The 26,465-nt window shown below is 71.6% G+C and carries 27 protein-coding genes and 1 riboswitch; of the genes, 6 read left to right on the forward strand and 21 right to left on the reverse strand.

The window, feature by feature from the left end; translation table 11 throughout:
* The first annotated feature begins 10 nt into the window (after positions 1-10).
* The 5 genes from AB0F13_RS11645 to AB0F13_RS11665 all read left to right on the forward strand — a co-directional run bounded on the left by AB0F13_RS11645 (position 11) and on the right by AB0F13_RS11665 (position 5,115).
* Positions 11-499: an Lrp/AsnC family transcriptional regulator gene (locus tag AB0F13_RS11645; protein ID WP_362078987.1), complete on the forward strand. Its 489-nt coding sequence runs from the start codon at positions 11-13 to the stop codon at positions 497-499.
* A complete protein-coding gene (locus tag AB0F13_RS11650) occupies positions 484-1,863 on the forward strand; it encodes an aspartate aminotransferase family protein (RefSeq protein ID WP_362078990.1) in 1,380 nt (459 codons plus the stop codon). The genes AB0F13_RS11645 and AB0F13_RS11650 overlap by 16 nt, the downstream gene beginning before the upstream one ends.
* A 287-nt stretch (positions 1,864-2,150) precedes the next feature.
* Positions 2,151-2,888, forward strand: coding sequence for an ATP-binding cassette domain-containing protein (locus AB0F13_RS11655; protein ID WP_362078993.1), 738 nt, complete (start codon positions 2,151-2,153; stop codon positions 2,886-2,888).
* The gene (locus tag AB0F13_RS11660) at positions 2,870-4,081 is read left to right on the forward strand and encodes a hypothetical protein (RefSeq protein WP_362078996.1); all 1,212 of its coding nucleotides are present in this window, start codon (positions 2,870-2,872) and stop codon (positions 4,079-4,081) included. The genes AB0F13_RS11655 and AB0F13_RS11660 overlap by 19 nt, the downstream gene beginning before the upstream one ends.
* A gap of 113 nt (positions 4,082-4,194) precedes the next feature.
* Positions 4,195-5,115 (forward strand): hypothetical protein, encoded by a 921-nt coding sequence (locus AB0F13_RS11665; RefSeq protein ID WP_362078998.1) that lies wholly within the window; start codon positions 4,195-4,197, stop codon positions 5,113-5,115.
* Positions 5,116-5,252: 137 nt separating this feature from the next.
* Here AB0F13_RS11665 and AB0F13_RS11670 read toward each other — a convergent pair whose 3' ends face one another.
* From AB0F13_RS11670 to rpsB, 9 genes are all read right to left on the reverse strand, one after another.
* Complete coding sequence (locus AB0F13_RS11670; protein ID WP_362079001.1) at positions 5,253-6,293, reverse strand: ABC transporter ATP-binding protein; 1,041 nt, start codon at positions 6,291-6,293, stop codon at positions 5,253-5,255.
* The gene (locus tag AB0F13_RS11675) at positions 6,294-7,907 is read right to left on the reverse strand and encodes an iron ABC transporter permease (RefSeq protein ID WP_362079004.1); all 1,614 of its coding nucleotides are present in this window, start codon (positions 7,905-7,907) and stop codon (positions 6,294-6,296) included.
* Positions 7,908-7,990: 83 nt separating this feature from the next.
* Entirely contained in the window at positions 7,991-9,082 is a 1,092-nt protein-coding gene (locus tag AB0F13_RS11680; protein WP_362079007.1) for a thiamine ABC transporter substrate-binding protein, read from the reverse strand.
* Positions 9,078-9,183, reverse strand: a riboswitch (TPP riboswitch). Its footprint overlaps the gene before it by 5 nt.
* 32 nt (positions 9,184-9,215) lie before the next feature.
* The gene (rlmN, locus tag AB0F13_RS11685) at positions 9,216-10,325 is read right to left on the reverse strand and encodes a 23S rRNA (adenine(2503)-C(2))-methyltransferase RlmN (RefSeq protein ID WP_362079010.1); all 1,110 of its coding nucleotides are present in this window, start codon (positions 10,323-10,325) and stop codon (positions 9,216-9,218) included.
* Between the two features lie 206 nt (positions 10,326-10,531).
* Complete coding sequence (locus tag AB0F13_RS11690; protein WP_362079013.1) at positions 10,532-11,644, reverse strand: phosphatidate cytidylyltransferase; 1,113 nt, start codon at positions 11,642-11,644, stop codon at positions 10,532-10,534.
* Positions 11,644-12,201 (reverse strand): ribosome recycling factor, encoded by a 558-nt coding sequence (gene frr, locus AB0F13_RS11695; protein WP_362079016.1) that lies wholly within the window; start codon positions 12,199-12,201, stop codon positions 11,644-11,646. Before frr ends, AB0F13_RS11690 begins: the two co-directional genes overlap by 1 nt.
* 167 nt (positions 12,202-12,368) lie before the next feature.
* A complete protein-coding gene (gene pyrH, locus AB0F13_RS11700; protein ID WP_362079019.1) occupies positions 12,369-13,148 on the reverse strand; it encodes a UMP kinase in 780 nt (259 codons plus the stop codon).
* Positions 13,149-13,308: 160 nt separating this feature from the next.
* Positions 13,309-14,145, reverse strand: a complete 837-nt coding sequence (gene tsf, locus AB0F13_RS11705; protein WP_362079022.1) for a translation elongation factor Ts — start codon at positions 14,143-14,145, stop codon at positions 13,309-13,311.
* 175 nt (positions 14,146-14,320) lie between these two features.
* Positions 14,321-15,238 carry a 30S ribosomal protein S2 gene (gene rpsB, locus AB0F13_RS11710; protein ID WP_362079025.1) on the reverse strand — a complete coding sequence of 306 codons (918 nt, stop codon included), beginning with the start codon at positions 15,236-15,238 and terminating at the stop codon, positions 14,321-14,323.
* Between the two features lie 312 nt (positions 15,239-15,550).
* On the opposite strand from rpsB, the gene AB0F13_RS11715 reads away from it, so the two are divergent.
* Positions 15,551-16,192: a M23 family metallopeptidase gene (locus AB0F13_RS11715; RefSeq protein WP_362079028.1), complete on the forward strand. Its 642-nt coding sequence runs from the start codon at positions 15,551-15,553 to the stop codon at positions 16,190-16,192.
* Here the strand turns inward: AB0F13_RS11715 and AB0F13_RS11720 are convergent.
* The 12 genes from AB0F13_RS11720 to rplS form a co-directional block, all read right to left on the reverse strand.
* A complete protein-coding gene (locus AB0F13_RS11720; RefSeq protein WP_362079546.1) occupies positions 16,146-16,703 on the reverse strand; it encodes a helix-turn-helix domain-containing protein in 558 nt (185 codons plus the stop codon). The genes AB0F13_RS11715 and AB0F13_RS11720 overlap by 47 nt on opposite strands.
* A 96-nt stretch (positions 16,704-16,799) precedes the next feature.
* Positions 16,800-17,636: an RNA polymerase sigma factor WhiG gene (gene whiG, locus AB0F13_RS11725; RefSeq protein WP_362079032.1), complete on the reverse strand. Its 837-nt coding sequence runs from the start codon at positions 17,634-17,636 to the stop codon at positions 16,800-16,802.
* A gap of 255 nt (positions 17,637-17,891) precedes the next feature.
* Complete coding sequence (dprA, locus tag AB0F13_RS11730) at positions 17,892-19,076, reverse strand: DNA-processing protein DprA (protein ID WP_362079035.1); 1,185 nt, start codon at positions 19,074-19,076, stop codon at positions 17,892-17,894.
* A complete protein-coding gene (locus AB0F13_RS11735) occupies positions 19,061-20,767 on the reverse strand; it encodes a YifB family Mg chelatase-like AAA ATPase (protein ID WP_362079038.1) in 1,707 nt (568 codons plus the stop codon). The genes dprA and AB0F13_RS11735 overlap by 16 nt, the downstream gene beginning before the upstream one ends.
* On the reverse strand, positions 20,767-21,126 hold the full coding sequence (locus AB0F13_RS11740; RefSeq protein ID WP_362079041.1) for a YraN family protein: 360 nt from the start codon (positions 21,124-21,126) through the stop codon (positions 20,767-20,769). Before AB0F13_RS11740 ends, AB0F13_RS11735 begins: the two co-directional genes overlap by 1 nt.
* Before the next feature lie 234 nt (positions 21,127-21,360).
* Positions 21,361-21,669 carry a DUF2469 domain-containing protein gene (locus tag AB0F13_RS11745; protein WP_071965846.1) on the reverse strand — a complete coding sequence of 103 codons (309 nt, stop codon included), beginning with the start codon at positions 21,667-21,669 and terminating at the stop codon, positions 21,361-21,363.
* A 39-nt stretch (positions 21,670-21,708) separates the two neighbouring features.
* The gene (locus AB0F13_RS11750) at positions 21,709-22,215 is read right to left on the reverse strand and encodes an NUDIX hydrolase (protein ID WP_362079044.1); all 507 of its coding nucleotides are present in this window, start codon (positions 22,213-22,215) and stop codon (positions 21,709-21,711) included.
* Positions 22,208-22,948: a signal peptidase I gene (gene lepB, locus AB0F13_RS11755; RefSeq protein WP_362079047.1), complete on the reverse strand. Its 741-nt coding sequence runs from the start codon at positions 22,946-22,948 to the stop codon at positions 22,208-22,210. Before lepB (AB0F13_RS11755) ends, AB0F13_RS11750 begins: the two co-directional genes overlap by 8 nt.
* Positions 22,949-23,064: 116 nt before the next feature.
* Positions 23,065-24,099 (reverse strand): signal peptidase I, encoded by a 1,035-nt coding sequence (gene lepB / locus AB0F13_RS11760; protein WP_362079549.1) that lies wholly within the window; start codon positions 24,097-24,099, stop codon positions 23,065-23,067.
* Positions 24,038-25,132, reverse strand: coding sequence for a signal peptidase I (gene lepB / locus AB0F13_RS11765; protein ID WP_362079050.1), 1,095 nt, complete (start codon positions 25,130-25,132; stop codon positions 24,038-24,040). The genes lepB (AB0F13_RS11760) and lepB (AB0F13_RS11765) overlap by 62 nt, the downstream gene beginning before the upstream one ends.
* Entirely contained in the window at positions 25,125-26,003 is an 879-nt protein-coding gene (lepB, locus tag AB0F13_RS11770) for a signal peptidase I (protein ID WP_362079053.1), read from the reverse strand. The genes lepB (AB0F13_RS11765) and lepB (AB0F13_RS11770) overlap by 8 nt, the downstream gene beginning before the upstream one ends.
* Before the next feature lie 45 nt (positions 26,004-26,048).
* Positions 26,049-26,399, reverse strand: coding sequence for a 50S ribosomal protein L19 (gene rplS, locus AB0F13_RS11775; RefSeq protein WP_362079056.1), 351 nt, complete (start codon positions 26,397-26,399; stop codon positions 26,049-26,051).
* Between the last annotated feature and the right edge of the window lie 66 nt (positions 26,400-26,465).

A 26,465-nucleotide genomic window follows, 5' to 3' on the forward strand; every position in this document is an offset into this window, starting at 1 on the left:
AGTGGTGCCCGTGGCCACTCGTAGTGCAGATCCGAAGAGCGTGAACAGCGCGCAGCCGGTCGACGCCGTCTCCCTGGCGATCATCGAACAGCTCCAGGAGGACGGGCGCCGCCCGTACGCGGCGATCGGCAAGGCCGTCGGGCTGTCCGAGGCGGCCGTGCGGCAGCGCGTACAGAAACTGCTCGACCAGGGCGTGATGCAGATCGTCGCCGTCACCGACCCGCTCACCGTGGGACTGCGGCGGCAGGCGATGGTCGGCGTCAACGTCGAGGGGGACCTCGACCCCGTCGCCGACGCCCTGACCGCCATGGACGAGGTCGAGTACGTCGTCGTGACCGCGGGCTCGTTCGACCTCCTGATCGAGATCGTCTGCGAGGACGACGACCACCTGCTCGAAACGATCAACAAGCGCATCCGGACTCTGCCGGGTGTGCGCTCCACGGAGAGCTTCGTCTACCTCAAGCTCCGCAAGCAGACCTACACATGGGGAACCCGATAGCCGTGAGCAAGGACCTCAGCAGGACGGCGTACGACCACCTGTGGATGCATTTCACCCGCATGTCGTCGTACGAGAACGCCCCCGTGCCCACCATCGTGCGCGGTGAGGGCACCTACATCTTCGACGACAAGGGCAAGCGCTACCTCGACGGTCTCGCCGGACTGTTCGTGGTCCAGGCCGGCCACGGCCGCGCCGAGCTCGCCGAGGCAGCCAACAAGCAGGCACAGGAGCTGGCCTTCTTCCCGGTGTGGAGCTACGCCCACCCCAAGGCCGTCGAACTGGCCGAGCGGCTGGCCCACTACGCCCCGGGCGACCTGAACAAGGTCTTCTTCACCACCGGCGGCGGCGAGGCCGTCGAGACCGCGTGGAAGCTGGCGAAGCAGTACCACAAGCTGACCGGCAACCACGGGAAGTACAAGGTCATATCCCGGGCCGTCGCCTACCACGGCACCCCGCAGGGCGCCCTGGCCATCACCGGCCTGCCCGCCCTCAAGGCGCCCTTCGAGCCGCTGGTCCCCGGCGCGCACAAGGTGCCGAACACCAACATCTACCGGGCGCCCGTCCACGGCGACGACCCGGAGGCCTTCGGCCGCTGGGCCGCCGACCAGATCGAGCAGCAGATCCTCTTTGAGGGCCCCGAGACCGTCGCCGCCGTCTTCCTGGAGCCCGTCCAGAACGCGGGCGGCTGCTTCCCGCCGCCGCCCGGGTACTTCCAGCGCGTGCGCGAGATCTGCGACACCTACGGCGTCCTGCTCGTCTCCGACGAGGTCATCTGCGCCTTCGGCCGCCTCGGCACGATGTTCGCGTGCGACAAGTTCGGCTACGTCCCGGACATCATCACCTGCGCCAAGGGCATGACCTCCGGCTACTCCCCCATCGGTGCGGCGATCATCTCCGACCGCATCGCCGAGCCCTTCTTCAAGGGCGACGCGACCTTCCTGCACGGCTACACCTTCGGCGGCCACCCGGTCTCGGCGGCGGTCGCGCTCGCCAATCTCGACATCTTCGAGCGCGAGGGCCTCAACCAGCACGTGCTGGACAACGAGTCCGCGTTCCTGTCGACCCTCTCCAAGCTGCACGACCTGCCCATCGTCGGCGACGTGCGGGGCAACGGCTTCTTCTACGGCATCGAGCTGGTGAAGGACAAGGTCACCAAGGAGTCGTTCACGCCGGAGGAGTGCGAGCGGCTGCTGTACGGCTTCGTCTCCAAGAAGCTGTTCGAGAACGGTCTGTACTGCCGGGCCGACGACCGCGGCGACCCGGTCATCCAGCTGGCGCCGCCGCTGATCTCCGACCGGTCGACGTTCGACGAGATCGAGCAGATCGTCCGCGGGGTGCTCACGGAGGCCTGGACGAAGATCTGATCCGAACCCCACCCCGACGGGCACCCCCCCCCAACCCCCCACACCCCGGCCCGTCACCCCGCCGTGGCCCACGTGCGCGCACCCCGCCCCAGCGCGCGCGTGGGCCACGGCACAGTCGCGCGCGGCTGCGGGCCGATGAGCCCGATGGGAGGAAAGTGGGGCACTCCAGCGCCGAGCCTGGACGGGGGCTAGGATCCCGGTTCCGTACGGTGCCAGTGACCCAATGGCCTCCGGTTCGTTCACCCGGACAGGGGAACGGACCCTCTCAGTGACCCGAGGTGCTCGATATGGTGGCCCCGCCGGACAACGACGTGCTCTGGGCACGCGGTCTGCACTACTCCTACAGCGGCTCCCCGGCTCTGGCCGGTGTGTCCATCGGCGTCCGTGAAGGCGAGATCCTCGCCGTGACCGGACCACGCGGCTCCGGGAAGACCACACTCCTCAAATGCCTGTCGGGACAGCTCCTGGCGGACCCCGGAGAGGTGTGGTTCAACAGCGCCCCCGTGCACACCCTCTCCCGCGCCGCCCGCGAGCGGCTGCGCCGTGAGCGGTTCGGCTGGATCGACAGCGAGCCGCACCTGGTGCCGGAGCTGACGGGCTGGGAGAACGCCGCCCTGACGCTGCTGGTGCGCGGCGTCGGCCACCGGACGGCCAAACAGACGGCCGGCGAATGGCTGGAACGCCTCGACGTCGGCGACTGCGCCCGCAAGCGGCCGGGCGCGCTGACCCAGGCCCAGCGCCAGCGGATCGCCATCGCCCGTGCCCTGGCCGCCGAGCCGACCGTCGTCTTCGCCGACGAGCCGACCGCGCCGCTGCACGCGACCGACCGCGCACAGGTGCTGCGCACGCTGACCACGGCCGCCCGCTCGCACCACATCACGGTCGTCCTGGCCACCCTCGACGAAGAGAGCGCGGCTCTCGCCGACCGCACGGTCACCCTCGCCGACGGCCGCCGCGGCGGCGCGATCCCGGCCCCCGACGCGTCCGAAGGGGAGGGCAGGGCCGCGTGCTCAGTCTCCGCCTAGCGCGCGGCGCGCACCCCCTGGTCCTGCTGCGGCGGCTGCTGGTGACGGCCGCGGCGTCCGGGGTCGGCTTCCTGCTGCTGTGCACGCTGGGGTACGCCGTGGCGCACCCCGGGGCGACGCGGGAGTCGCTCGTACGGCTGCTGTGGTGCACGGTGCCGCTGGCCGCCGTGATGCAGTTCGCGCTCGCCGTGGCCCGTAACGATCCCGCCACCCGCCCCCGGGACGGCATGGACGCCATCGGGTTCGGCCCGGTGCGGATGTCGGTCCTCGCGGCGACGTCGACGGCCGTGTCGTGCGCGCTCGGCAGCGGCCTCGCGCTGGTGGTCTACCTCGAACTGCGGGGCGACCTGGGCGGCACACCGCTGAGCGGGGCGGCGGCATCGCTGCTGGACGGGCATGCCGCCCTGCCCTGGGCGGCGACGCTGACCCTGCTCGGGCTGCCTCCGGCACTGGCGGCCGGTGCGTGCGTCATCGCCCTGCGCCCGCGCAAGGAGCGCAGGGCGGCGGGCGCAGCGGAGACCGGCACGCCCGAGGGCCGCGCGCCCACGGCCCCGCCGGCCGCACGGCGCAGCTACGCGGGCCTGCCCTGGGGCGTCACGATGATCGCGTGCGGCCTCGCCCTGGAGGCGTACGTCGGCCGCACCGCCACGCCCGCCCCGGACGACCTGCTGGGGCTGCCCGGCCAGGACGGCGCCTCCCCCGGCCTCCTGGGCGGCTGGCTGCTCGCGTCCATGGGCCTGGTACTGGCTGGTCCCGGGGTGATCCACTGGTGCGGCGCGCTCCTGTCGGCCGGGCGGCCCGGGCCGGTGCGGCTGCTGGCCGGGCGGATACTGCAGGACGCGGCGACCCGGCTCGGCCGGCCGCTCGGGGTGCTGTGCGCGGTCGCCGCGGGCGCGCTGGCGGCCGTCGAGCTGTACGGCGCGGCATGGGAGCGCACGGAGCCGCACCCCTTCGGGCCGCTGACGGGGCTGGGCGCAGCCGTCGTCATGGCCTGCGTGACGGCCACGGCGATCACTGCTGCCCTGGACACCCGGCAGGCCCGCTCCGAGACCACCTCGGCCCTCTTGCGGCTGGGCGTTCCGCCCTCCATGCTGCGCGGTGCGGTCGCCGTACGGACGTGTGTCCTGCTGGCCGTGCTGGCTCCGCTGACATGGGTGATCGCGGAACTGACCACGCTGCCCCTGGCTCGCTGAGGGGGGCCGGGATCACCGGTTCTTGACCAGTTCTTGACTCAAGGCAACTCCGGCGCCCAAAAGTACGTCTGCTTCAGAAGCACGACGGTTTTATCAGGCGAACGGAGCTATTGGTGATCATCGGCCTTCTCACGGCTGTCGCGGCCTCGGCGTGTTACGGCACAGGTTCGGTCCTGCAAGCCGTGGGATCGCGCAAATCGGCCCGCAGGGAGGCCGCCGCGGCCTCCACCACGGGCACCACCCAGCACGGCGGGCCGAGTCTGTCCTCCACCGCGAAGGCCGCGGTGACCTGGGAGTTCATGGTCGGTACGGTCCTGGACTTCATAGGCTTCGCACTCGGCGCGGTGGCCGCCCTCATGCTGCCGCTCTTCCTCTCCCAGACCGTCATCAGCGCCAACCTCATCGTCACCGCCGTGCTGAGCATCAAGCTCCTGGGCATCCGCCTGAACAGGCCGGAGTGGCTGTCGATCGGCGTGGTCTGCTCGGCCCTGGTGCTGCTGGCGACCGCCGCGGGCCACGAGGGCAGCGGCGAGGCCGCGCGGTCCACGCACTGGTGGCTGCTCGTCATCTCCGTCGTGCTGATGGCCGGCGGCACGGTGGCCGTGCGCCTGCTGGGCTCGAAAGCGGCCGTCCTGGCCGGTCTGCTGTCCGGCCTCGGCTTCGGCATGATCGGCGTGGGCGTCCGCATCCTCGACGGCATCGGACCGTTCGACCCGGCGGCCATGGTCACGGACCCGGCGCTGTACGCCGTGCTCATCTCCGGCAGCATCGGCATGTACCTGCACACCGTCGCCCTGCAGATCGGCTCGGTCAACGGCGCCACCGCCGCACTGGTCGTCGGTGAGACCGTCCTGCCCGGCATCATCGGTGTGGTGTGGCTGGGCGACACCTCCCGCGCGGGCTTCGCGTGGATGGCGGTTCTCGGCTTCCTGCTGGCTGTGGCGGGCGCGGTGGCGGTCGCCTGGTTCGGCGAACCGGACGCGCACGCGGCTGTGCCGGAGGCGCAGGAACTCGAACCGACACCTACAGGCTGAAAAACTCGCCTACGGGCTGAAGAACTCAGCCCGTCCGGCGATTTCAGCCCGTCCGGCGATTGAGGACACAGGGGGTCCGGGGGCTTATCCCCGGTTTGGGGAAGCGGGGGCACCTCCCGGCGGTAGCCGGGGGAGGGTCAGGGGAGGACGACGACCTCGGCCGCGTCGAAGGCGGCCCCGACCCGCTCCCCCACCTCCGGCGCCCGCCGCAACCCGCACGCCGCCTCCAGCTCAGGACCATCGCCCTCCGGGCGAAGCCGCACCACGACATGGTCCCCCCGGAACGTGCGCCCACCGACCGTGCACGCGAGCCCGTCACCCGCCGCCGTCAGCCGCACCCCCGCAGGCCGCACCAGCAGCCGGCACACGCCTTCGGGTGTCCCCCGCGGCACCGGCAGCACGCCCCACACCGTGTCCGCGCGGTCGCCGCGCACCGTCCCCCCGACCACGTTGTCGAAGCCCAGGAAGCGCGCCACGAACTCCGAGGCCGGCCGCTGCCAGACCTCAAGAGGCGTTCCGGCCTGCGCGATGCGCCCGTCGCGCATCACCACGACCCGGTCGGCGAGGGCGAACGCCTCGCCCTGGTCGTGGGTGACCGCGAGCACGGTCGTCCCCAGGCGGCCGAACAGTTCCCGCAGCTCGACGACCAGGCGCTCGCGCAGGCTCCGGTCCAGCTGGCCGAGCGGCTCGTCGAGCATCAGCAGCCGTGGCTCGGGCGCGAGCGCCCGCGCCAGGGCGACGCGCTGCTGCTCACCGCCCGACAGCAGCCCGACCGACCGCTTCTGCGCGCCCGGCAGGCCCACCAGGTCGAGCAGCTCACCCACGCGGCGCGCCGACTCCGCGCGTCCGGTCCCGCGCATGCGCAGCCCGAAGGCGACGTTGCCGGCGACGTCCCGCTGCGGGAAGAGCTGGTGGTCCTGGAACATCAGGCCCACCCCGCGCCGGTGCGTGGGCACCCCGCTCTGGTCCCTGCCCGCCAGGAGGACCCGGCCGGCGTCCGCACGCTGCAGTCCGGCCACCACGCGCAGCAGCGTGGACTTGCCGCTGCCGCTCGGCCCGAGGACACACACGGTCTCGTGCTCGGCGACGGCGAGGGAGACGGCGTCCAGGGCCGCGCGCCCGCCGAAGCGGACGCCGACGTCCTCCAGGCGCAGCAGATCCTGTTCCGGCAGGGGCATCTAGAACTCTCCCGTACGGTCGGTGCGCACACGCTCCAGCACCAGCAGCGCCACCGCGCACACCAGCATCAGGACCGTGCTGAGGGCCATGGCCTGGCCGTAATTGAGCTCGCCGGGACGGCCGAGCAGCCGGGCCACGGCCACCGGCAGGGTGGGGCTGTCGGGGCGGGCGATGAAGACGGTCGCCCCGAACTCGCCCAGCGACACGGCGAACGCGAAGCCCGCCGCCACCGCGAGCGCCCGCCCGACCAGCGGCAGATCCACCTCGCGCCAGGCCCGCAGCGGCGAGGCGCCGAGCACGGCCGCCGCCTCGCGCAGCCGGACGTCCACCGCGCGCAGCACCGGCAGCATGGTCCGTACGACGAAGGGCACGCCCACCAGCGCCTGCGCCAGCGGCACCAGGATCCAGGAGGTGCGCAGGTCCAGCGGCGGCTCGTCCAGGGCGATGAGGAAGCCGAAGCCGACGGTCACGGCGGACGTGCCCAGGGGCAGCATCAACAGCGCGTCGAAGCCCCGTACGAGCCGGCCCTCGCGCCTGGTGAGCGCCGCCGCGGCGAGCCCGCCCACCACCACGGCGACGGCGGTGGCGGCCAGCCCGTACGCGAGGGAGTTGCCGATCGTCTCCAGGGGGGCGACGAGGAAGGTGCCGCCGTTGTCGCCCGCCGAGGCCAGGGCGCGGTAGAAGGCCAGGCCGTAGCCGTCGGGGCCGTCGAAGGAGCGCAGGACGAGCACGACGAGCGGTACGAGCAGGAGCAGCGCGACGACGGCCAGCACGGACGCGAGCAGGGCCCACTGGGCCGCACCGCTCGGTCGGCGGGCGGTGCGCGAGGCGTCCACCAGCTTCAGCGTCGACTCCCGCCGCCGCACGGTCCAGGCGTGCACCGCCAGCAGCGCGGCCACGGCCACGAACTGCACGAGGGTGAGGACGGCGGCCGTGGGCAGGTCCAGCAGCTGCGCGGTCTGCTGGTAGATCTCCACCTCCAGCGTGGCGTAGCGCGGGCCGCCGAGGATCTGGACGACGCCGAAGGAGGTGAAGGTGAACAGGAAGACCATCAGGGCCGCGGCTGCCACGGCCGGGCCCAGCGCGGGCAGGGTCACCCGCCGCCAGGCGGCGAAGCGGCCTGCGCCCAGCACGCGCGCCGCCTCCTCCTGCCGCGGGTCGAGCTGCGCCCACAGGCCGCCGACGGTGCGGACGACCACGGCGTAGTTGAAGAAGACGTGGGCCAGCAGGATCGCCCAGACCGTGGTGTCCAGCCGCACCCCCCACAGCTCGTCCAGCAGCCCGCCGCGCCCCAGCAGCGCCAGGAAGGCCGAGCCGACGACGACGGTCGGCAGCACGAAGGGGACGGTGACCACGGCCCGCAGCAGTTGCTTACCGGGGAAATCGAAGCGTGCGAAGACGTACGCGCCGGGGAGCGCGAGCAGGAGCGTGAGCGCGGTCGAGGCGGCCGCCTGCCAGGTGGTGAACCACAGGACGTCGCCGATGCGGGGATCGGTGACGACCTCGCCGATGCGGGCGAACTGCCACCGGCCGCCGTCCTTCAGGCCCCGGGAGACGATCAGGGCGACGGGGTAGGCGAAGAAGACCCCGAAGAAGGCGAGCGGCACGGCCATCAGGCCGAGCCGCGTCGCCGTCCGCCGGGGCCCGCTCGTACGGGCGGCCGGCCGGGCCGCTGTTCCGGGGCCCGCCTGGGGGCCTACTTCAGGACGAGCGAGGACCATTCCTTGACCCACTGGTCGCGGTTCTTGGCGATCTTCTCGGGGGCGAGCGTCTCCGGCTTGTCGATCCGCGCGCCGTACTTGGTGAAGACCTCGGGCAGCTTCGCGTCCTGGTTGACGGGCCTGACGTACATCTGCAGGGGCATGTCCTCCTGGAACGTCCTGCTCAGCAGGAAGTCGATCAGAGCCTTGCCGCCCTCGGTGTTCTTGGCGCCCTTGAGGAGACCGGCGAACTCGGTCTGACGGAAGCAGGTGCCGGTCGCCACACCGGTCGGGCCCTCCGCGGGCTGCGGCTCGACGCCGACCACCTCGGCGGGCGGGCTGGAAGCGTAGGAGACGACGAGGGGCTTGTCGCCCTTGGCCTTCCGGCCGGCGGCCGAGCCGGAGAAGCGGTCGTTGTAGGCCTGCTCCCAGCCGTCGACGACCTCGACGCCGTTGTCCTTCAGCTTCTTCCAGTAGTCCTTCCAGCCGTCGTCGCCGTACTTGGCGATCGTGGCGAGCTGGAAGGCGAGGCCGGGAGAGGAGGTGGCGGAGTTCTCGGTGACCAGGAGGTTCTTGTACTCGGGCTTGGCCAGGTCGTCGAAGGACTGCGGCGGGGCCAGCTTGTGGTCCGCGAAGTAGGCGCGGTCGTAGTTGACGCAGATCTCGCCGGTGTCGACGGGCGTGACGCGGTGCTCGGCGGCGTCGGCCCGGAAGTCCTCGGGGACGCGGTCCAGGCCCTTGGCCTCGTACGGCGCGAACAGGCCCTTGTCGAGCGCGCGGGAGAGCAGGGTGTTGTCGACGCCGAAGAAGACGTCGCCCTGCGGGTGGCTCTTGGAGAGGATGGCCTGGTTCACGGCCCGTCCGGCGTCGCCGCTCTTGAGGACCTCGACCGTGTAGCCGGTCTGCTTCGTGAATTCCTTGAGGACGGGCTCCGAGGCCACGAAGGAGTCGTGCGAGACCAGGGTGACGGTCTTGCTCCCGGACTCCCCCGCTCCCTTGTCGCCGGAGCCGCCGCACGCGGCCAGGGCAGGCAGGCCGAGCGCGGCGACGGCGGCCGCGCCGAGGGCACGCCGAAGGCTGGTGTTCATGGTGGTGCTGACTCCCTACGCCGGTATGACCCGGATCAGGTCCGAGGGTCTGCGGGCCGTGCCGCACTCTCAGCGCTTGCTGCGCTCCCCTGTCGGATTGTTCATTTGTACGAGCTGATGCAGGTGGACAGTATCAGCGCTCGGTGGCGGCCAGCTGCCCGCATGCCCCGTCGATCTCCTGGCCCCGCGTGTCGCGCACGGTCACGGGCACGCCGTGCGCCGCGATCGCCTCGACGAAGGCCCGCTCGTCCTCCGGCCGGGAGGCCGTCCACTTCGAGCCGGGCGTGGGGTTGAGCGGGATGAGGTTGACGTGTACGCGCTTGCCCTTGAGGAGCCGGCCGAGCAGGTCGCCGCGCCAGGCCTGGTCGTTGATGTCGCGGATCAGGGCGTACTCGATGGAGATGCGGCGGCCGGACTTCTCCGCATACTCCCAGGCGGCGTCGAGGACCTCGCGGACCTTCCAGCGCGTGTTGACGGGCACCAGGGTGTCGCGCAGCTCGTCGTCGGGCGCATGCAGCGAGACCGCCAGACGGCACTTGAAGCCCTCGTCGGCGAAGCGGTGCATCGCCGGGACCAGGCCGACGGTGGAGACCGTGATGCCGCGCTGGGACAGGCCCAGGCCGTCCGGCTCGGGGTCGGTGAGCCGGCGGATGGCACCGACGACGCGCTTGTAGTTGGCCAGCGGCTCGCCCATGCCCATGAAGACGATGTTGGACAGGCGCGCGGATCCTCCCGGCACCTCGCCGTCGCGCAGCGCGCGCATGCCGTCGACGATCTGGTGCACGATCTCGGCCGTCGACAGATTGCGGTCCAGACCCGCCTGGCCGGTGGCGCAGAACGGGCAGTTCATGCCGCAGCCCGCCTGGGAGCTGATGCACATGGTGACCCGGTCGGGGTAGCGCATGAGCACGGACTCGACCAGCTTGCCGTCGTGCAGACGCCACAGGGTCTTACGGGTGGTGTCGTCGTCGCACGAGATGTGCCGCACCACGCTCATCAGGTCCGGCAGCAGCTCGCCCGCGAGCTTCTCGCGGGCCGCGGCCGGGATGTCCGTCCATGCCGCCGGGTCGTGCGCGTACCGGGCGAAGTAGTGCTGGGACAGCTGCTTGGCGCGGAACGGCTTCTCGCCGATCGCGGCCACGGCCTCGCGGCGCTCGGCAGGGGTGAGGTCGGCAAGGTGCCGCGGGGGCAGCTTGGCCCCGCGAGGGGCGACGAACGTCAGTTCTCCAGGCGCGGGGGCCATGAGCAAAAACTCCTCATTACGACGAGAGCGGATAATCTCCGCAATCGCGGAGCCGGCGGCAGGACGATGCCGGAACCCGTAGATCTCACGAGGGGGCACCGCCCAGCGGCAGCCGGGAACCCCCGCTGGCGCGGGGCCGGAAAAGGGCCCGCCGCGCAGCGACGAGCCCTTCCAGGGTACCTGGCATGAATCCAGGCCGATTCGATCTATGCCGAGCCGACGAAGGCGACCATCAGCAACCAGACCACCGGCGCCGTCGGCAGGAGCGAATCCAGCCGGTCCATGATCCCGCCGTGGCCGGGCAGCAGCGCGCCCATGTCCTTGATGCCCAGGTCCCGCTTGATCATGGACTCGCCGAGATCGCCCAGCGTGGCGCTGACCGCGACCGCGAGACCGAGCAGCAGGCCCTGCCACCACACGCCGTCGTCGATGAGGAACCGCATGCACAGCGCGCCCCCCACCATGGCGAACATCACGGCGCCGAGGAGCCCCTCGCGGGTCTTGCCGGGGCTGATGCGCGGGGCGAGCTTGTGCTTGCCGAAGCGCCAGCCCACCGCATAGGCCCCGGTGTCGCTGACGACCGTCAGGATGAGGAACGTCAGCACCCGCCAGGCGCCGTCCTCCGCAGCGAGCATCAGCGCCACGAACGTGGCGAGGAACGGCACGTAGAACGCCGCGAAGATGCCCGCCGTGACGTCCTTGAGGTAGTCGTCCGGCGGCTCGGTCATCCGCCAGACCAGCACCGCGAGCGCGGTGAAGGCCATGGCCACCCACGCACCCTCGGGACCGCTGGCGTAGCCCGCGACGGTCATCGCGGCGCCGCCGATGGCGAGCGGCACCAGGGGAGCCCTGATGGCCTTGCGCTCGGCGAGCCGGGAGGTCAGCTCCCACAGCCCGACCACCACGGCGAGGACGATCACGCCGAGGAAGACGGGCTTGTAGATGAACAGAGAGGCGAGGATGACGGCACCGAGGCCCACCCCCACCCCTATCGCGGCACGCAGGTCGCGGCCGGCGCTCTTCTTGGCCTTGGCCCCCTGGGGGGCGGCAGGCTCCTGCGGCCGGATGTCGGGCTCCTGTTCATCGCGGAACAGGGGGCCGCCGATGTGCGCGGCCCCCTGGTCACGGTCGGCACCGTCGTCCTGGTATCCGCCTGCTCCGGGCACAATGGGCATGGGCCGAGTCTGCGCCGCGGCGCCCGCCTCGTGCAGAGGACCCGCCGGTGGGGGCACCTCCCGACGGTAGTCGGGCGAGGGCCCCTGGTCGATGGACCCCCAGTGGCCGGCGCGCGGCGGGGTTCCCCAGGATGCGTCGTTCATCAGACCTCGAGCAGCTCGGCTTCCTTGTGCTTGAGCAGCTCGTCCACCTGCGCCACGTACTTGGCGGTGGTGTCGTCGAGCTCCTTCTCCGCGCGGCGGACCTCGTCCTCGCCGGACTCCTTGTCCTTGACGAGCTTGTCGAGGGTCTCCTTGGCCTTGCGGCGGATGGAGCGGATGGAGATCTTGGCGTCCTCGGCCTTGGTCTTGGCGACCTTGACGTATTCCTTGCGACGCTGCTCGGTCAGCTCCGGAAAGGACACCCGGATGATGTTGCCGTCGTTGCTCGGGTTGACGCCGAGGTCGGAGTCGCGGATCGCCTGCTCGATGTTGCGCAGCGCGCTCTTGTCGAACGGGGTGACCACGGCCATGCGCGGCTCGGGCACCGAGAACGACGCCAGCTGGTTGATGGGCGTCAGCGCACCGTAGTAGTCCGCCACGATCTTGTTGAACATCGCCGGGTGCGCACGCCCGGTGCGGATCGCCGCAAAGTCCTCCTTGGCGACCACGACGGCCTTCTCCATCTTCTCCTCGGCCTCGAGGAGGATCTCTTCGATCACCACTTGCTCCTGGTGTTATCAGTAAGCAGAGCCTCGCCCCTGCGCGCGTCTTCTCCTGCACGGTGTCCGACCGGCAGGCAGTTGTCCATCCCCGTGCCGAGGTCTTCCCACGGCACCGGGTTGCCGCCCGTGACCCTTCGGTGCTCGGGACGGGCGGCGGTGCGGGCTCAGGCCCGCGTGGCCTGGTCGCTCACGAGCGTGCCGATCTTCTCACCCTTCACCGCACGCGCGATGTTGCCCTCGGCCAGCAGCTCGAAGACCAGGATCGGCAGCTTGTTGTCCATGCACAGGCTGATGGCGGTGGCGTCGGCGACCTTGAGGCCGCGGGCGAGCACCTCGCCGTACTCCAGCGCGTCGAACTTCACCGCGTCGGGGTTCTTCTTGGGGTCGGAGTCGTAGATCCCGTCGACGCCGTTCTTGCCCATGAGGATCGCCTCGGCGTGGATCTCCAGGGCGCGCTGGGCGGCGGTGGTGTCGGTGGAGAAGTACGGCATGCCCATGCCGGCGCCGAAGATCACGACGCGGCCCTTCTCCAGGTGGCGCACGGCGCGCAGCGGGATGAACGGCTCGGCGACCTGGCCCATGGTGATGCCGGTCTGGACCCGCGTCTCGACGCCTTCCTTCACCAGGAAGTCCTGGAGGGCGAGGCTGTTCATCACGGTGCCGAGCATGCCCATGTAGTCCGAGCGGGCCCGGTCCATGCCGCGCTGCTGGAGCTCTGCGCCGCGGAAGAAGTTGCCGCCGCCGATGACCACGGCGATCTCGTAGCCCTCGCGGACCACGGCCGCGATCTCGCGGGCGATGGCGTGCACGACGTCGGGGTCGACGCCCAGTCCGCCGCCACCGGCGAAGGCCTCACCTGACAGTTTCAGCAGGAACCGACGCGTCTTGCCCTGGTCGGTGCTCTTGTCGTCGGCGGCCTGCTTGGCGTCCGCGCCCTGGTTCATTGGAGTTCTCCTCGTGCACATACGAAGAAGGCCATTGCCGGATGGATCCTTTCGGTTCCTCTGCGGCAATGGCCTCCTCGTCACATCAGCGGCCGGCCGGTGGACGGTCGGCTGCATACGACCCTAGCGGGTCGCGGGTCATTCGCTGTCCTGCGAGGGCTCAGGCGCCGACGCGGATGCGGGCGAAGCGCTTCAGCGTGACACCGGCCTCGTCCAGGATCTTCTGGACGGTCTTCTTGTTGTCCTTGGCGAACGCCTGGTCCAGCAGGACGCTCTCCTTGAAGAAGCCGGTGACGCGACCCTCGACGATCTTCGGCAGGGCGGCCTCGGGCTTGCCCTCCTCGCGAGCGGTGGCCTCGGCGACGCGGCGCTCGTTCTCGACGACGTCGGCCGGGATCTCCTCGCGGGAGAGGAACTTCGGCGCGAACGCGGCGATGTGCTGCGCGACGTCCTTGGCGACCTCGGCGTTCTCCTTGTCCAGCTCGACCAGCACGCCGACCTGCGGGGGCAGGTCCGCGGCGGTGCGGTGCATGTACGCGGAGACGTAGCCGCCGGCGAACTGCGCGAAGCGGTCGACGACGATCTTCTCGCCGAGGGTGGCGTTGGCCTCGTCCACGAACGCCTGGACGGTCTTGCCGGACTCGATCTCGGAGGCCATCAGGGCCTCGATGTCGGCCGGGGCGGACTTGGCGAGGTGGGCGGCCAGGGCCTCGGCGACGGCGATGAACTTCTCGCCCTTGGCGACGAAGTCGGTCTCGCACTTGAGCTCGACGATGACACCGGAGGTGTTGTCGTCGGCGATGACGGAGACGACGGCACCGTTCTCGGTGGTGCGGCTCTCGCGCTTGGCCACGCCCTTGAGGCCCTTGACGCGGACGATCTCGACGGCCTTCTCGAGGTTGCCCTCGGCCTCGTCGAGCGCCTTCTTGCAGTCCATCATGCCGGCGCCGGTCTGCTCGCGGAGCTTCTTGACGTCAGCGGCGGTGAAGTTCGCCATCCTTCAATCCTTCTTCTGCACTACGCCCTGCCGGGGCCTTCGGGCCTCACTGGCAAGGCTGGTCCGTCTTGAGGTCACCACACCTGCCGGTCCCTGTCCCGCTGACGGGGTCCGGCAGTGGATCCACCAGACGACGGCGGGGGTTCTCACCCCCGCCGTCGGTCACGGTAGGGCGTCAGGCCTGCTCGGCGTCCGCGGCCGGGGCCTCGGTCGCAGCCTCGGCGGCCGGGGCCTCGTCGGCAGCGGCCTCGGCGGCCGGAGCCTCGTCGGCAGCAGCCTCGGCGGCCGGAGCCTCGGCCGGCTTCTCGTCGGCCTTCTTCTCGCCCTCGAGCAGGTCGCGCTCCCACTCGGCCAGCGGCTCGCCGGCGGCCTTGTCGGCCTTCGCGTCACCGGTGGCGGCACCGGAACGGGCGATGAGGCCCTCGGCGACGGCGTCGGCGATCACGCGGGTGAGCAGGGTGACGGAGCGGATCGCGTCGTCGTTGCCCGGGATCTTGTAGTCGACCTCGTCGGGGTCGCAGTTGGTGTCGAGGATCGCGACGACGGGGATGCGCAGCTTGCGCGCCTCACCGACGGCGATGTGCTCCTTCTTGGTGTCCACGATCCAGACGGCGCTGGGCACCTTCTGCATCTCGCGGATACCGCCGAGGGTCTTCTCGAGCTTGGCCTTCTCGCGGGAGAGGACCAGGAGCTCCTTCTTGGTGAGGCCGGAGGCGGCCACATCCTCGAAGTCGATGAGCTCGAGCTCCTTCAGGCGCTGCAGGCGCTTGTAGACGGTCGAGAAGTTGGTGAGCATGCCGCCCAGCCAGCGCTGGTTGACGTAGGGCATGCCGACGCGCGTCGCCTGCTCGGCGATGGCCTCCTGGGCCTGCTTCTTCGTACCGACGAACATGATGGAGCCGCCGTGCGCGACGGTCTCCTTGACGAACTCGTAGGCGCGGTCGATGTACGACAGCGACTGGAGCAGGTCGATGATGTAGATGCCGTTGCGCTCCGTGAAGATGAAACGCTTCATCTTCGGGTTCCAACGACGGGTCTGGTGACCGAAGTGGACGCCGCTCTCCAGCAGCTCCCGCATCGTGACGACGGCCATGGCCGCGCTCCTTGCATACTCGGTTACACGACGGCCGGGCGGCCGCCGCTCCTGACGCCCCGACGCGCCTGCCGTGGACGGTGCCCTTGCGAGAGCCGTTCCATGGACCGAGAGACACGGCCACCGTGCTGCCCGAGAGGGTCTGACGCGCCGGTGGCGGGGCGTGCGAAGTCGACCCGGTGACCCGGATCGCCATGAGAAGTGTACGGGACCGGAGAAGTCCCGGGTGACGGCGTTGTCCACAACCGGCGGGTAGTCCACAGATCCGCGTCAAGATCCCCGCGGTCGGCTGATCCCGGCGATGGTGACGCCATGCGACGACTGCGTACAGCCGTGCGGGCCCTGCTGCTCTGGGTGCTTCCGGCCCTCATCACCTGGTTCACCTGTGTCCCGGCGGTCTCCGGGCCCCCGCCGCCCGCGCCCGGCCCGGCGCCGGCCGGTGACCGCGCCTGGCCGGTGGCCGGTGCGCGGGGCGCCCGGCCGCTGGTCGTACGGGCGTGGGAGCCGCCGCCGGCGCCGTGGGCGGCGGGCCATCGCGGGGTGGACCTGGACGCCCGGGCGGGCGCACCCGTGCGGGCGGCCGCCCCCGGGAGGGTGTCCTTCGCCGGCACGGTCGCCGGGCGCGGGGTGGTGTCGGTCGAGCTGGCCGGGACGGGCAGCCCCGCGCTGCGCACGACCTACGAGCCCGTACGGGCGACGGTGAGCGAGGGGGCGGCGGTGGCCGCGGGCGAGGTGGTGGGCGTCCTGCAGGCGGGGCTCTCCCACTGTGCGGCGGGCTGCCTGCACTGGGGGCTGCGGCGCGGCGCGGCCTATCTGGACCCGCTGAGCCTGCTGCCACCGTGGATGCTGCGCCGCCCGCCCTCGCGGCTGCTGCCGCTGACGGGGGCGCTCGGTGCGCCGGGGGGCGTCAGCCGCGCACTCCTCTCAGGGCCATGGTCACGGCCGCTTCCGTGATCCGGCCGGGCTCCTCGGCCGCGCCGAGCTCGATGCGGCGGACGGCGGCGTCCACCACGCCCTGCAGCAGCATGGCGGTCAGGCGCGGCTGCTCGTGGCCCAGGGCGACGAGCGCCTCGCCGACCATGGCGACGAGGCCGCCGTGCGCGGCGCGGATCTTCTCGCGTGCGCTCGGGTCCAGCTCACCGGCGGAGATGGCGACGACCGCGCGGTGGCGGCGGTCGCCGACGAGCGCCAGCTGCTGCCGCACATAGGCCTCGATCTTGCCCGCGGGCGTGTCGGCCCGCTCCATGGCGGCCTCGACCTCCGCCGCCCAGACGGGGAAGTCGACGGCGCACAGCTCTTCGACCACGGCCGCCCGCGAGCGGAAGTACTCATAGACCGAGGACCGTGCCAGTCCCGTGCGCTCGGCGAGGGCGGGGAAGGTCAGCGCCTCCGTACCGCCTTCGGACAGCAGGGTGCGGGCGGCGTCCAGCAGGGCGCCGCGCTGCATCGTCCGGTGCTCGGCCACTGAGGCCGCTCGAATCCTGGGCACGGTCCCACTTTACGGACAGGGCCTGCCGGGGACGACGCTGGAGGGACGATTCAGCGGATGACGCCCGGCGCTTCAGCGGCCGACGTCCGCCAGTTTGGCCCTGAGCTGGAGGACGGACTTGGTGTGGATCTGGCTGACCCTGCTCTCCGTGACGCCGAGGACGTGGCCGATCTCGGCGAGGGTGAGGCCTTCGTAGTAGTAGAGGGTGACCACGGTCTTCTCCCGCTCGGGGAGGGTGTTGATGGCGCGGGCCAGCAGCCGGCGCAGCTCGTGGTCCTCGGCGACCTCGACGGGGTCGTCGGCGGCGGTGTCCTCAAGGGTGTCCATCAGGCTCAGCCGGTCGCCGCCCTCGCCGCCCACGTGCAGCAGCTCCTCCAGCGCCACCACATTGGCCAGCGACAACTGACTGAAGACGGAGTGCAGTTCTTCGAGGCTCACGCCCATCTCCGCGGCCACCTCCGGCTCGGAGGGCGTACGGCGCAGCTCGGCCTCCAAGGTAGCGTAGGCGCGCTCGACGGCGCGCGCCTTCTGCCGTACGGAGCGCGGGATCCAGTCCAGTGCCCTCAGTTCGTCGATCATCGCTCCCCGGATGCGGGTGATCGCATACGTCTCGAACTTGATCGAGCGGGCGGGGTCGAACTTCTCGATGGCGTCGATGAGGCCGAAGATCCCGGAGGAGACGAAGTCGGCCTGCTCGACATTGGGCGGCAGCCCGACGCTGACGCGTCCCGCCACGTACTTCACCAGGGGCGAGTAGTGGAGGATCAGTTGCTCCCGCAGCCGGTCGTCGCCCGAGGCCTTGTACGACCGCCACAGCTCATCGAGCGTCGAGGGTGCGGGAGGGCGCACGGCGCCGCGCGCTGCGGGCGGTGCCGCCGCGCGGTCGGACCCGGAGGTGTGCTGGGGCATTCGTCGTCTTGAGCCGTTCTGCTGTGACGTGGACCGGGTGGTACGAATGGATGGATTCCGTGAGCGTAGCGTGACTGTGGCGCTGCGGTGAGCGAGGAGACCCCTTCGATATACACGGATACGTTCCGCGGGGGCGGGCACCTTCCGCGGGCCGCATCCGCGTGACGGCCACTGGCGGCGCCCGTCGGCCGCACGGAGTCCGCCGTATCGGCCGCCGCGGTCACCGCCTTAACCCTTTCACCCGATCACCCCAGGTCAAGGACCGCCTCGCCGCACAGGTGGGCGCCGTCCGGGGGGCTTGGGGGTGCCGGACGTTGACGCGGCGTCAGCCAGCTGCCAGTGATCGCCCAGCCGTTCCACGAACCCCAGCGCCCGCAGTTCGTACAGGCTGACGAGCGTGCGCTCCCGGCTCCTGCCGGCTTCGCGTGCGATGAGCCCGAGGTCCCCGCCGCCGCGGCCGGGCACGGCCTCCAGCACACGGGCGGCCCCCGCCTCCAGCAGGTCCCGGGCCACCACCGGCCCGCGCCGCTCGGGGGCGAGATCCCCGATGCCGCCGACCAGCTCGGCGATCTCGTCGGCATCGGTCACCAGGCATGCCCCCTCGCGCAGCAGTTCGTGCACCCCGGCCGAGAGTCCCGAGGTGACCGGCCCCGGCACGCCCATCGTCTGCCGGCCCAGTTCCCGCGCCCGGCGCGCCGTGACCAGCGAACCGCTGCGGTACTCGGCCTCCACGACCACCGTGCCCCGCGTCAGGGCGGCGATCACACGGTTGCGCAGCACGAAGCGGCTGCGCGTGGGGTGGCCGCCGGGCGGCAACTCCGCGAGGACCAGCCCCTGTTCGGCGACCCGTGAGATCAGCTCGGCGTGGCCGCGCGGATAGGGCACGTCGATTCCCGAGGCCAGCACCGCCACCGTCGCCCCGCCCGCGGCGAGCGCTCCCCGGTGCGCCGCCCCGTCCACACCGTACGCCGCTCCGGAGACCACCACCCAGCCGCGCTCGGCGAGCCCGGAACCGAGGAGGGCCGCGACGTGCGACCCGTAGTCGGTGCAGGCCCGCGCGCCCACCACGGCCACGGACCGCAGCGCCCACAGCCGTACGTTCGCGTCGCCCCGCACCCACAGGCCGACGGGCCGGGCGTCCCCCAGGTCGTCGAGCTGCCCGGGCCATTGGGTGTCACCGGGGCACAGAAAGCGCCCACCGAGCCGGGCGACGGCCGCGAGATCGCCGCCGGGATCGAGTGCATCGGCCCGCGCCCGGCACCCCGCGAGCCGGTCCGCCCGGGCTCCCTCGGGCGGCGGCCCCGCCCCCGTCAACCCCCGCACCAGCCCCACGGCCCCCATCTGCCGCAGCCACCGCCCGACGTTCTCGTCGCCCGGCTCGGTCAGCCGCGTCAGCGCCGCCCGCGCCAGCCGCTCCTCCTCGCTCACTCCCCCGCCCATGGCCCGCCCTCACTGGCCGGGACCGGGGCAGGCACCAGGACAGGCACCGGTACCGGCACAGGCCCAGGCACCGGCCGTGGGACGTGCAGCGGAGCGCCCCTGGCGATGCCGGTGCGCAACTCCAGGGCCAGCGCCACGTCGGCTGCGTCGGGGCGGTCATGGCCCGCGAGGTCGGCGAGGGTCCAGGAGACCCGCAGCACCCGGTCCAGCCCACGGGCCGTCAACAGGCCGCGCTCCAGGTCGCGCTCGGCGGCGGCGAGCGCTCCGGGAGCGGCCCGCCAGCGGGTGCGCAGCTCATGGCCGGGCACCTCGCTGTTGGCGGTCCAGGGCGTGCCCGCCAGCCGGTCGGCGGCCCGCTCCCCGGCCCGCGCGACCCGTTCCGCGACCACGGCCGTCGCTTCGCCGCGGCCGCCCTGGCCCATCAGGTCGGCGCGCTGGACGGGCTGGACCTCCACCCGCAGGTCCACGCGGTCGAGCAGCGGCCCGGACAGCCGCGCCTGGTATCGGCGGATCACCGACGCCGGGCACTCGCAGCCCACCCCGTGGAGCGTGTGCCGTCCGCACGGGCACGGATTGGCGGCCAGGACCATCAGGAACCTGGCCGGCAGCCGCACCACCCCGGCCGTGCGGGCCACCACCACGTGCCCCGATTCCAGCGGCTGGCGCAGCGCGTCCAGGGCTTTGGTGCTGAATTCAGGCGCTTCATCCATAAAGAGCACTCCGCGGTGAGCGAGGGAGACCGCGCCGGGCCGGGGCAGGCCGTTGCCGCCGCCGACCAGCGACTGCATCGTCGCGGAGTGGTGCGGGGCGCAGTAAGGCGCCGTCGCGACCAGCGGCTCGCCCGGCGGCAGCATGCCCGCCACCGAATGGACCGCTGTCACCTCCAGGGACTCCTGCTGGGTGAGCGGCGGGAGAATCGCCGGCAGCCGCTCCGCCAGCATGGTCTTGCCCGCACCCGGCGGCCCGGAGAGCAGCAGATGGTGCCGGCCGGCCGCGGCGACCTCCAGGGCGAGCCGGGCGGTGTGCTGCCCCGCCACGTCCGCGAGGTCCGGCCCCTTCCGCTCCCCGGCCCGGGTGCCCGTGGCCAGGCCGCAGCCCACTCCGGCACCCGGCACCATCAGCCCGGCGAGCATGGCGTCGGGCCGCCCCTCCTGAGCGGGCTCCTCCTCCGGCACCGGGGCGTCGGTGAGCAGCGCGACGAGCCGGCGCAGGCTGCGCACTCCCAGCACCGAGACGCCCGGGACCAGGGCGGCCTCCGCCGCGGTCTGTTCGGGCACGACGACCTGGCGGTATCCGGCGTCGGCGGCGGCGAGGACGGCCGGGAGGATGCCGCGCACCGGCCGGACCCTGCCGTCCAGCCCCAGCTCGCCGATCATCACCAGGTCGGCGATGGCCGCGGGGTCGATGAGCTCCGCAGCCCCGAGGACGGCGACGGCCACCGCGAGGTCGAACCCCGAACCGCTCTTGGGCACCGAGGCCGGGCTGAGCCCGACGGTCAGCTTCTTCTGCGGCCACTGTGCCCCCGAGTTCACCACGGCGGCGCGCACCCGGTCGCGGCTCTCGACCAGGCTCTTGTCGGGCAGCCCCACCAGTGTGAAGGCGGCCAGCCCCGGCTCCAGGTCGGCCTGGACCTCGACCACCACCCCCTCGACCCCGACCAGGGTCACCGAGCACGTACGGGCGAAGCCCATCACGCCACCCCCTTGACGTGCTCGAGGATCGGCGCGCCCCGGTCCGGGAGGACCACGCCCACCAGGTCGATCCGCACCCCGCCCGGCGGTGCCCCGCCGTGCCGCGCCAGCCAGTGCCCGGCGAGCAGCCGCAGCCGGTCGGCCTTGCCGGCCCGGACCGCGGCCATGGGATGTTCGTACGGTCCCTGCCGCCGGGCCTTGACCTCACAGATCACCAGGACGTCGCCGTCCAGCGCCACCACGTCGATCTCGCCTTGCCGGCACCGCCAGTTGCGGGCCAGCACGGTCATGCTGGCCTCGGTCAGCCGCCTGACCGCCAGGCTCTCCCCGTAGCGGCCGAGTCCCCCTCGGGCGTTCATCGCCACCACCTCCGGTGCCGACTATGAAGCCCCCGCCGCCCACTGTTGGATCTTGGTGGATAACCGGCCGGATGTGGAAAACTCCATCACCCACTCGTGTCGACAAAAAGCCACGACGACCACGGCTCAGATCCCCGGAAGGTCTGGGGTCCCCGGAGGGCCTCGGGTCCCCCGAACGTCTCAGGTCCCCAAAACGTCTCGGATCCCCAAAAACGTCTCAGATCCCCGAACGTCTCAGGTCCCCGGAAGGTCGAGGTCGCTCTTGTTGAGCTCCTCGATGTTCACGTCCTTGAAGGTGAGAACCCGTACCTGCTTCACGAAGCGCGCGGGCCGGTACATGTCCCACACCCACGCGTCGGCCATCGAGACCTCGAAGAAGACCTCGCCCTGCACGGAGTGCACCTGCATCTCGTAATCGTTCGTGAGGTAGAAGCGCCGCTCGGTCTCGATCACGTATTTGAACAGACCGACGACGTCGCGGTACTCCCGGTAGAGCTTCAGCTCCATCTCGGTCTCGTACTTTTCGAGGTCCTCGGCGCTCATGGCATGTTCCCCTTCAGCCGTGCGTCCCCCCATTGTGCGTCAGGCGCGCTCAGTCTCCAGGAGCACTGGCGTACTCGGGGGCCCCTCGTCGAGCAGCGTACGCAGCAGCCCGGCGAGCCTGGTCGGGTACACCGTCTCACGGGCCGCGAGCAGTTCCTCGCAGGTCCACCAGCGCAGCCCCGTGACGCTGCGCCGCTCCAGCTCCGTCTCCCCTCCGGTCCAGGCGGGGGTCTGGTCGGTACGGGCGAGGTAGTAGCGCTCGTCCTGGTCCCAGCGCCGCCCGTCGAAGGGGAAGGAACAGGTCCGCAGCCACAGCACCGGGCCCAGCTCGATCCGGGTGATCCCGGTCTCCTCGGCCAGCTCCCGGCGTGCGGCCTGCTCCCAGCTCTCGCCCGCCTCCAGCCCGCCGCCCGGGGTGAACCACCACGTCACGGACGGGTCACCGGGCTCGTAGCCGTGCAGCAGCAGCACGCGGTCGGCCGGGTCGAGAAGGATCACTCGCGCGGCCTTGCGCAGGACACCGCCGAGCGCACCGGGCTCAGCCATGGGGCACCGCCACCTTCCCGCGTCCCGTCAGCCGCCGCGCCAGCGGCCCGTACGCCGCACCTCCCAGGATGAGCACCGCGCCCGCGACCACGCACGTCACGATCAGGCGCAGCGGCCCGGGGCTGGACGTACCGCCCGGCAGTGCGGCGAAGGCAGCGGGCCGGTCGATCATGCCCCAGCCGGACAGGGGCCAGGCCTTGGCGTCCACGCGCGCCTGGACCGCGTCGCGCGGCACCGTGCCCTGGCCTCCGTCGGCCATGTGGGTGCGGGAGTCCACCGAGTCGGTGCGGTGGTCGCCGAGGAGGAAGAGCCGGTCCTGGGGCACGGTCGCGGAGAAGTCGTTGGGCGAGGCGGGGCCGCTGTCCTGGAGGTAGGGCTCCTCGACGGGGACGCCGTTGACCGTCAGCCGGCCCTGCCGGTCACAGCACTCGATCTTGTCGCCGTCGACCCCGACGACCCGCTTGACCATCGGGACGTCGCCCCAGACCTTGTCCACGAAGACGACGACGTCCCCACGCCGCACCTCGCCGCCGGGTATCCGCTGGGCGAGGATGTGGTCGTCGCGCCCGATGGTGGGCGCCATCGAGTCGGTCGGGACGGTGTAGGGCCGGTACAGCAGGGCGGCCCAGCCGAACCCGCCCATGAAGAGCACACAGCCGACGGCCACGGCCAGCCCGGACAGCACTCTGCCCGCGCGGCCGTGGCCGTCGTCGTCACGTTCTGCCCGGCTCATTTCCGTCCCCCGCCCCGCGTAAGGATCCACCGGGCGGTACTCCGCCCACGTGGAAGATCGGACTCCAAATGCCCAGGGGCATGGAGTCGCACACTACCCGGCGGTACGGACGTCAGTCAGCCCCTGGGCGCGGCCACCGCGTCCCGCCCGCGCGGGTTCCGGCGCCGGCGCCACAGCACCAGCGGGACCGCGCCCGCGAGCCCGAGCGCCGGCGGCGCCACGGCGGCCGCCGCGCTCAGCCCCGGCTGGTCGAAGGTGGACGGCACCGGCAGCGTGGACCAGCGGTTCAGCGGCCAGGCGACGACGATCGCGCGCCCGACGACGTCGTCCTGCGAGACCGTGCCCTGGAACCTGTCGAGGTCCTGGTGGTAGCGCGAGTCGAGGGAGTCCTGGCGGTGGTCGCCCATGACCCACAGGCGGCCGTCCGGAACCTTGATCGGCCCGAAGGGCTTGTCACCGCAGGGCGTGTTGCCGGGGAAGATGTACGGCTCGCTCAGCGCCTTGCCGTTGACCGTCACCGGGTCGTTGTTGCCCTTGCACTCGACCGTGTCGCCGCCCACCGCGATGACCCGCTTGATCAGGTCCTTCTCCTCCGCGGAGGGCATCAGGCCGATGAAGCTGAGCACCTTCTGGATGCCGCCGGCCACCGGCCCGTTGTCGGCGGTGGCGGTCTCGCCCAGCCAGCCGCCCGGGTCGTGGAAGACCACGACCTCGCCGCGCTCGGGCTTCGACCCGAACCACGGCGTCAGCTTGTCCACCAGCACCCGGTCACCGCGCTGGAGGGTGTTCTGCATCGACTCCGAGGGAATCGAGAACGCCTGCACCAGGAAGGTCTTGATGAGCAGGGCGAGCAGGAGGGCGATACCGATGAGGATCGGCAGTTCCTTCCAGAAGGATCGTTGCTTCTTCGGCTCTCTCCTGTGCCGCGACTCCCCGTCACCCGCGCCCGGATCGCCCGCGTCTGCGGCGCCCGCGCCGGGCGTCACGTCCGCGGCGTCGCCCTCCGCGTCAACGGGCTCGTGGGCCGCCTGGGACCTGGCCTCCTCGGGCGCAACCCCTCCGGACCCTCCGGACGACTGCCCGAGCGGCTCATCCGTCCGCCCGGGCCGCTTCTCGGGCTCTCCGTGACCGGAACGCGCGCCGACCGCCAAATCCCCCACATCCACTCCTCACTCCACGCTGCCGCCTGTCGCACAAACGACGCAGGCCCACCACTCCCATAACGAGCGGGAGTTCCGCAGGGGTCGGGAGCCGGACCAACCCTTCTTGATCCGTGGAGGACACACTATGCGGCGAAGCGTCCGCTCGCGTCCCCGTGCGCGGCGCGTCCCGCACCGATGAGAAGGGGCCCGGTTCGGTCAGTCCCCGCCAGTGCCCCGGCGGCCAGGCGATGACCACCGCACGCCCCACCACCAGGTCTTCCGCGATCGTCCCCTGCCCGGAATCCGTCAGGTGGTAGCGCGAGTCCGCGGAGTCCGAGCGATGGTCACCCATGACGAAGAGGCGGCCCTCAGGGACCTTCACCTCGAACTTCAGCTGCGAGGGCGGATTCCCCGGATGGATGTACGGCTCGATCAACGGTGTTCCGTTGACTGTGATTTTGCCGTCACTGTCGCAGCACTTGACCGTATCCCCGCCGGTTCCGACCACGCGTTTGATCAGGTCCTGTTCGTCGGCCGAGGGCAACAGGCCGATGAAGGCCAGCAGCTGCTTTCCCTGCCGTATTCCCACCGGTTCGTGACCGGCGTACGACTGCTCCCCGTCCAGCCATCCGCCCGGATCCTTGAAGACCACCACGTCGCCCCGCTGCGGCCGGGCCCCGAACCACGGCGTCAGCTTGTCCACCAGCACCCGGTCGCCGATGCGGATCGTCTGTTCCATCGAGCCGGACGGAATGACGAACGCCTGCACGAGAAAGGTCTTCAGCACCAGGGCGATCAGCAGGGCCACCCCTATGAGGACCGGAATCTCCTTGACCGCCGAACGTCGCCGGCGCCGCTTGACCCGCAGCGCGGCCTTCCGCCGTGCGGCCCGGCCCCCGGGCGCGGGCGGCGGCACCGGCCCCGTACCCGAACCCGCCTCCACGCCCGCCGGGGCCGTACGCGCGTGCGTACGCGCGTGTGCACCCGTGCCCGTACGGGCGTGCGTGCCCGTGCGGGCTTCCGTGCGCCCCCTGCTACCCATGCGGCCCGCCGGGGTGGCCCCCGACCAACCCCGGATCCACCGGATCCGGTACGCCCGCGAAGGCGTCCGGCCGCTTCAGCGAGGTCATCCGGCCCAGCGGCCAGCCGATCCAGTCGGCCCGACCGATGACCCGGTCCAGTGGGACCGTGCCACCGCCGGGCTCGCCCAAGTGGTCACGGGAGTCACGCGAGTCACTGCGATGGTCACCCATGACCCATAGCTTGCCCTCCGGCACGACGATGTCGAACGGCACCTGGGAAGGTTCGTCCCCGGGGAAGAGGTAGTCCTCGAGCACCGGCCGGCCGTTGACCTCCAGCCGTCCGCGCTTGTCGCAGCACCGGACCCGGTCCCCGCCGGTGCCCACGACCCGCTTGATGTAGTCGGTCTCCGCCGGCCGCATCAGCCCCACGGCCGAGGCGCCCTTGCGCACCAGCGCGGTCACCGGGTTCTCCGCGGGAGGCGCCTGGACGAAGGAGTCGGTGCCGTCGAAGACGATCACATCGCCGCGGCGCGGCTCGTCCCCGAAGCGGTAGGCGAGCTTGTTGACCAGCACCCGGTCGCCGGCCTGGAACGTGTTCCTCATCGACCCGCTGGGGATCAGAAACGGCTGCACAAGGTAGCTGCTGACCAGAAGCAGACAGACCAAACAGACGATCAGCAGCAGCCCCGCCCTGCGCAGCGGGCCACCACCGGTCAGCCACCGGCCCGCCCGCACGGCCCGCGCGGAGAGCGTCCGGGCGGCCGGGGAGCGGCCGGGAAAACGCGCGGAGCGCGACCCCTGCTCCTCCCCCGGGCCGGTTTCTCCGTGAGGAGATCCCCGGTCGGGGTGTGGAGAGCGGTCGCGCTCCGAAAGCTGTGCGTCGGTGTCCATCGGGCCGAAAGCCTATCCGGCCGTTCCCGGACTCCGGCGGGAAGCTCAGTTGTCGCGCTTCTCCTTGATCTTCGCGGCCTTGCCGCGCAGCTCACGGAGGTAGTACAGCTTGGCGCGACGGACGTCACCGCGGGTCACGAGCTCGATCTTCTCGAAGATCGGGCTGTGCACCGGGAAGGTGCGCTCGACGCCGACGGAGAAGGAGACCTTGCGGACCGTGAAGGTCTCGCTGATGCCCGCGCCCTGGCGGCGGATGACAACGCCCTTGAACTGCTGGATACGGGAGCGGTTGCCCTCGATGACGCGAACGTGGACGTTCACGGTGTCGCCGGGGCGGAAGGCCGGGACGTCGGTGCGCAGCGACGCGCCGTTGACGTTGTCGAGCAGGGAGGACATATGCGTCTGCTTCCTCGCCGATGCCACAGGTCATCAGCGGAATTCGTGCCGAAAGTGGGGATGGTG

Origin of the sequence: Streptomyces sp. NPDC026206 (genome assembly GCF_040638465.1) — a bacterium.
GTDB lineage: Bacteria > Actinomycetota > Actinomycetes > Streptomycetales > Streptomycetaceae > Streptomyces.